The sequence below is a fragment of the Chitinivorax sp. B genome (genome assembly GCF_005503445.1).
In the GTDB taxonomy this organism is placed as follows: Bacteria; Pseudomonadota; Gammaproteobacteria; order Burkholderiales; family SCOH01; genus Chitinivorax.
Map to the genome: position 1 here is coordinate 40048 of NZ_SCOH01000039.1, position 6401 is coordinate 46448.

7 protein-coding genes are annotated in these 6401 nt (G+C 51.3%); 3 read left to right on the top strand and 4 right to left on the bottom strand.

Going from position 1 to position 6401, the window contains the following annotated elements; genetic code table 11:
- Positions 1-17: 17 nt before the first annotated feature.
- Positions 18-794 (bottom strand): hypothetical protein, encoded by a 777-nt coding sequence (locus tag FFS57_RS19610; protein WP_137939515.1) that lies wholly within the window; start codon positions 792-794, stop codon positions 18-20.
- Between the two features lie 136 nt (positions 795-930).
- Between FFS57_RS19610 and FFS57_RS19615 the strand changes: the two genes are divergently transcribed.
- From FFS57_RS19615 to FFS57_RS19625, 3 genes are all read left to right on the top strand, one after another.
- The gene (locus tag FFS57_RS19615) at positions 931-2139 is read left to right on the top strand and encodes a glycosyltransferase family 4 protein (RefSeq protein WP_137939516.1); all 1209 of its coding nucleotides are present in this window, start codon (positions 931-933) and stop codon (positions 2137-2139) included.
- Positions 2123-2659 carry a phosphatase PAP2 family protein gene (locus tag FFS57_RS19620; RefSeq protein ID WP_249384078.1) on the top strand — a complete coding sequence of 179 codons (537 nt, stop codon included), beginning with the start codon at positions 2123-2125 and terminating at the stop codon, positions 2657-2659. The genes FFS57_RS19615 and FFS57_RS19620 overlap by 17 nt, the downstream gene beginning before the upstream one ends.
- A gap of 128 nt (positions 2660-2787) precedes the next feature.
- Positions 2788-2979 (top strand): hypothetical protein, encoded by a 192-nt coding sequence (locus tag FFS57_RS19625; protein WP_137939517.1) that lies wholly within the window; start codon positions 2788-2790, stop codon positions 2977-2979.
- 88 nt (positions 2980-3067) lie between these two features.
- Here the strand turns inward: FFS57_RS19625 and FFS57_RS19630 are convergent, their stop codons facing one another.
- The 3 genes from FFS57_RS19630 to creB form a co-directional block, all read right to left on the bottom strand.
- On the bottom strand, positions 3068-3883 hold the full coding sequence (locus FFS57_RS19630; protein WP_137939518.1) for a hypothetical protein: 816 nt from the start codon (positions 3881-3883) through the stop codon (positions 3068-3070).
- A gap of 147 nt (positions 3884-4030) precedes the next feature.
- Positions 4031-5476 (bottom strand): two-component system sensor histidine kinase CreC, encoded by a 1446-nt coding sequence (gene creC / locus FFS57_RS19635; protein WP_137939519.1) that lies wholly within the window; start codon positions 5474-5476, stop codon positions 4031-4033.
- Positions 5470-6213: a two-component system response regulator CreB gene (creB, locus tag FFS57_RS19640; RefSeq protein ID WP_349306749.1), complete on the bottom strand. Its 744-nt coding sequence runs from the start codon at positions 6211-6213 to the stop codon at positions 5470-5472. The genes creC and creB overlap by 7 nt, the downstream gene beginning before the upstream one ends.
- Positions 6214-6401: the final 188 nt, after the last annotated feature.

Sequence of the window (6401 nt, forward strand, 5' to 3'; positions counted from 1 at the left end):
CAATCCCAGACCATGACTTACTTGCTGGTATCTGCTTCGTGCTCGTCTGCGACATAGCCAAGGTAGCTATTGTCACTTGATTTGAATATTGCAAGGGATCGATCATACAAGCCATTGATCGGGAAAATGGCAATGTCGGATAGCTTGAGATCAGCCTGTATTGCAATTTGCTTGATTTGCTCCCTTGTATTCACCGAAATGGCTTGGTGATCAACAGGTGTTCCCTTTTTAAGCATCCGATTCCATTCATTGTCATCCACTGCTTTGTACCAACGCACGAAGGCATAAAGTGACCGACCACTGCCAACCGCATCTTTCAACATCTCTTGTAATTGTTGAGGGTTTTGCGGCGCTTTGATGGAAACAAGTTTGGTACCCAGGGCCTGTTTCGTACTACTGAAAATGACATGACCTGCTTGTTCAGTGGTGCCTTTGTAATCCAATTGATATTGACGTATTGCATTGAATTCTCCATCCGCAAAGACAAGAATGGCTGGGCGCTGATGGTGAATGGCGTAGATGCCCCAAATCAATGCGGCAATCTGCAGCATGGCGATGACAACCAAGTCGAACTTCAAGCCACGTTTACCGGGTACGAATATGATCAAGGTGAGAAGCGGGCCCAATACCAGATCAACTGGTGCTGCGATTCGCAGCCCTTGCCATCCACCATCAATCCAAAAAAAAGGCCCCGGGTACCACAGGTAGATGCAGATCCCAACCACAACGCTGAAGATCGTCAAACTGAGTACAAAGTGGGTTAACGCTGCACGCGCTCTGGTGATGGCACGCATTTTTTCTGCACCTCATTGAATCTTACGATGATTGCATTTTACAAAATTCCTTTTGTGTAGTGCAGGCAAAGCGTCGTCACCAATCATTCATATTGTTTTCATCGATTTGTAGTGCTGCAGGTGCACATTGTGCTGCATGGATACCCGTCTATTAGTCATGAGCGACTTGCCAGTACTGCGGCAGCAGATGCGTTTGGCCATTGTCACGGAGACATTTCCACCCGAGGTGAATGGTGTCGCCATGACCATTGGCAGGATGGTGCAGGGCTTGCAGGACCGTGGGCACCAGCTGCAAATGGTCAGGCCGAGGCAGGGAGCGCATGACCAGCCGCGGGATGCAGGTGGTTATCAGGAATTACTGCGGCTAGGCTTACCCATTCCGCGGTATCAGGGCTTGAAGTTCGGGTTGCCTGCCAAGCAAGCCCTGATATCTGCTTGGATGCGTAAACGGCCGGACTTGGTCCACGTGGTGACGGAAGGTCCATTAGGCTGGTCCGCTATCTCTGCGGCCAACAAACTGCGGATTCCCGTGACTTCGGATTTTCATACCAATTTCCATAGCTACAGTAAGCATTACGGTTTTGGTTGGCTGAACAAGCCGATTCACGCCTATCTGCGCAAACTGCATAACCGCTCATTACTGACGTTTGTTCCGACCAACGAGATGCAGGCTGCACTGGAAGGTGCGGGTTATCGCAATCTGGCTGTGGTCGCGCGTGGTGTGGATACCACTTTGTTCAACCCAGACAAACGTAGTGTCGTATTGCGGACGGAATGGGGTATTACTGCTGACGAATTGGCCGTGTGTCATGTTGGCCGATTGGCGCCGGAAAAGAATCTTCAGGTCGTTGCTCGTGCTTTCGAGGCGATACGGGCAACAGGGCGCCCATGCCGCATGGTCTGGGTTGGAGACGGGCCTGAGCGACAGGCTCTGCAGGCGCAGTTTCCGGATCACGTGTTTGCGGGAATGCGTAAAGGAGATGATCTAGCCAGACACTATGCCAGTGCCGATATTTTTCTGTTTCCAAGTCTTACCGAAACCTATGGCAATGTGACGATCGAAGCGTTGGCCTCGGGTCTTGCTGTGGTGGCTTACAACTATGCAGCTGCGCGTGAACAAATCCGGCCTCGGCAAAGTGGCATGCTGGCGGGTGTGGGGGATGAAGTGGCATTTATCGATGCGGCGTGTGAATTGGCCAAACATCCTCAACTCCTGGAGGATATTCGTCACCAGGCCGCACAGTCTGTCACCCACTTGAGTTGGGCGCAGATTGTCGCGGATTTTGAAACCTATCTTATCAACGTCCTGAACCACTGGGAGGCCCGCCATGAGCAGACTGGTTGAATCCTTTAGCTTGATAGCGGACTGGGATCGACGTATGACCGAGCAGGCCAATCGTGCCGGCAATTACCCCAGTGTTCGTTGGGCATTTTCGGGGATAAGTCGACTTGGTGACGGTATTTTCTGGTATGCACTGATGGTGTTGTTATTGTTGATCGACGGACATCATGCGGTGCGTCCGGTTATGCATATGATCGTTGTCGGCTTGCTTTGCACCGCTATCTACAAATGGCTTAAGGCATTGACCTCCCGCCCGCGTCCTTATTGTTGCAGTAATCGTATTGTGTTGTTTGTCGCACCATTGGATCAATACAGCTTTCCGTCTGGTCATACCTTGCATGCGGTCAGCTTTACCATGCTTGCTATCTACTACTATCCGTCCATGGCGTGGCTATTGATTCCGTTTGCGACTTTGGTCGCGCTATCCAGAATGGTGTTGGGCCTGCACTATCCAAGCGATGTGTTCGCGGGAATGTTGATTGGCCTGTTAGTGTCCAGTGTGTCATTGAGTGTGTTTGTTTAACCCAGGATCGTTGCGTTTCTGGTAGCCACCGACCAGTTTGTAGTCGACCGCTGGTCATTCAATCTCTGGTGGGATCGGCAAGTATTCGCTAAGCTCCATGATGATTGTCAATGCAAGGGAAAATCATCATGCGTGGATTACTGATTGGGATGTGTTTGGTTGTGATGGCTGGTTGTGGCAAGCAAGAAGAACCACCTGTCAAACTATATGAGCATGAGCGCGAGCAACTGAAGAAAGCCAAGGAAGTGGAAGGCACATTACTGCAGGCTGATCAGGCACAACGTAAAGCAATGGAGGAACAAGACGGCAATACGCCATAGTCTTGGCCCTCCACTACAGCAGGTTCAATGTGATCAGGTTAGGTACGATGGACTGGCAAGCAATTACCATCTGGCTTGATCTCTATGGTTACCTCAGGATTGGCGTACAAAAATTCCGCACTAACGCATCCCGACTGAAATCCCCTTGCTGACGGTATCTTGGCGTCAACCCTGCGGGGGATATCGGATAATCCAGCAATGCCTGTTCCACCTTGTCGAGCCCGACAGCCTCCGACACCTGATAAGCCCGTAAGCCTTTCTGGATACGTTCCTGCTTGTTTGAGAAATCGCTGAACTTGAAGTCACCGCGGCGAGGAAAGTAAGCGAAGTTGATGTTAGGTCGAAGCGCCATTCGCTTGATGATCGGCCAATCAAACCGGGCATAAGCCTGCTTGACCGCTGTATCCACAATGGCGTCTTGCTCCCATAGAAAAAATGCGGTGAACAATCTGGCCCGGCCTGCCTGTGAAAGTTGCCGCCCATGACGGTTGGCGAGGTGGCAGTCGGACAAGGCCATGAGTAACGGCAGCGGTACAACCTTGCGCGTATAGGTACACATGCCGAATTGCTTGGTCAGGTGATAGGCTGTGTAGGCTTCGATGCAGACACGGCGATTGATATCACGAAAAGCGTTGGCAAAGTCAGCCAGGTGGTGCAATTTACTTTGGCGGATTTCGGGTGAAAGTACATGTCGGAATGACAAAGCATGGGCGACCAGCATGCCTTGCTTGAAGTAACCCGCAGCCCAAAGGGCACCATGGGCTGCAATGAGCGGGAAAACATTGTTGCCGCCAGAGTCTGCATACAAGTGATGATAGACAGCGGCACGCTGCGAAAGGCTATTCAGATTGCCCGCCAATTGGGTGGCTTCGGTTCTAAGCTGGTGGTGAAATTCCTGAATCATGACGATGCTTCATTGGAAGTAACTTGATGGACTGCAGTTTGCAGCACCAATATGGGTGGTGTATGAAGTGTGATTTGTCTTGTGTGAAGTGTTTGTGAAGCCGTGCGGGCGGTTGGGCCAGCCTTTGTTTTTTGTTTGCCCGAACCCTTAACTACGGGTGGATTGACGATGCAGCGGCAATTGCAAGAGGGCCTCAGCTCCCCCGTCAGGATGGTTGTGTAGGCTGATGCGTCCTTGATGCAGGTCGGCAATTTCCCTGACAAAAGCTAGGCCCAAACCTGTACTTTTGCGTTGGGTATGGGGTCGGGGCAGTGAATAGAATTTTTGAAAGATCTTGTCCGCTGCATAATCGGGAATACCAGTACCTTGGTCGGAAATGGCCAGTCGGACTTGCTGGTGGTCAAGGCTAAGGTAGACAGTGATGATGCCGTTGGTGGGAGAAAAATCCACTGCATTGGCCAACAAATTGGCAATGGCCCGTTGCAACAGGAATGGATCACCGTCGACCAGGGCATCCGGCTGATGTGGCATCGATATTTGAATCCCACGTTGTTGTGCCAATGGCTGGATAGCATGTACCGCATCACGAACCAGACTGGCAAGATTGACTGACTGAGTGGACTCCAGCCCAGGTTTGGTCTCCAACTCGGTCAATTCCAGCATGCGGTCGACCAGCTCTTGAATACGTTGTGATTCGCGAGTGATGTTTTCCAGGAAACGCGCCTGCTGTTCTACTGGCATGGGTTCCCGCAACAACGCTGCCGTGCCCCGGATTACCGATAATGGGCTTTTGATCTCGTGTGTCAGTGTCTGCACATATTCAGCGATATAGTGCCGGCCCGCCAACGCATTCTGAATCTCCTGATACACGGCACCAATCAACCCCAGTGTACGTCGCCCAAGTCTTGGCAGGCTCAGATTGCGTTGGGTGCGAATGTGCCTGACATACTCCATGAACAGGCCAAATGGCTTGGCAAACCACACTAGCAGCAATACGACCATTGCCAACACAGTCAAGACCACGATCAGTCCGTAAGACAAAATCCTTTGTCTGGCATGATCGACAAATGGGCCAAAGCTGCTGACTGGTTTCCCTGTGCTGACCACCCCCACAATCTGCCGATTGATAACAATAGGGGCACTAACGTAAAGAATGTCGGTAGCCTTGTCCCCAATGGTGTCAGATGTGGTACGGGCTCCATATTGTCCATGCAATGTTCTTGCTACATCACGCCAGCGTGAATAGTCCTGGCCCGCCGCTTTGCCTTGTGAATCGAACAGCACCTTACCACGTTGATCTGTCACATAAACCCGTAAATGTGCTTGCGTTTTGGTGGCTGCAAAAATCGTGGCCTGAAATTGCTTGGCATTCAATGATTGCATACCAGCTTGCAACCGCTCTAGATCCAGTTGGCCGCCGCTGGCATCATGCTCCAACAGACTGGCTAATAGATAACTGGTATCCACCAGTGAAGCTTCGGTGGCTTCCCGGTAGCGTGGGTCGAGGTCAGCGATCAGATACCGTAACAATAGCCCGACACTGCATAGATACACCAGCAATACCCCGAGGCCAATATGATTGCGGGTCAACATGAGGGCGGTAACTGTTCAACAAAGGCATAACCCAAACCACGATGAGTAACAATCGGGTCGAGATCAGGCTTGATCTGGATAAGTTTGGTACGCAGGGTTTTGATATGGGTATCGACAGTGCGGTCATAGCAGCTGGCAGGGTCATCCCAAATCATCTGCAATAACTCGTCACGCGAAAATATTCGGCCAGGATGGTCTGCCATAACCTTGATCAGGCCGAATTCATACCGGGACAGCTCGACAACCTGCCCGTAGTAAACGACCCGTCGGCGAGCGGCATCCAATGACAATGAACTGTTGGCTGGTGCTGTACTGATTGTTGGCCCCTTTTGGGTACGACGTAGAACTGCACGGACTCGTGCCACCACCTCTCGTGGCCAAAATGGCTTGGCAATGTAATCATCCGCCCCCAACTCCAACCCGATCACCCGGTCAATTTCATCACTGCGGGCAGTCAGGAAGATCACCGGGATGGCAAATCGCTGTTGAATCTGCCGAAACAAATCCCGGCCATTGATATCCGGCAAACCGATATCCAGCAAAATCAGTTGTACAGGTTTGGATTCCAATTCCATAAGCCCAGCTTCGCCTGTTGCACTCCAAACTGCTTCAAATCCATCGGTGGACAAGGCATAACACAGCATCTCGGCGATACCGGGTTCGTCATCAATGATGAGTACGATGGGCCTGGGATTGGTGGTGACGTCTGCTTGCATGGGATTGATAAAGCGTATCAAGGTATACACATGTTAATCTGGAAGATGGAAGCAAGGGTAAGTAAAGCGAGCTTGAATCGAACAATGGGCATCAACACACCATCTTGCCAATGCCGACGGGGCATACCCCCGTCATGACACCGTGACTGCTCAGCGCTCCCTTAAACTCTCACTGCCGTACTCCATCAACGGGCTCAGGAAGTACTCGA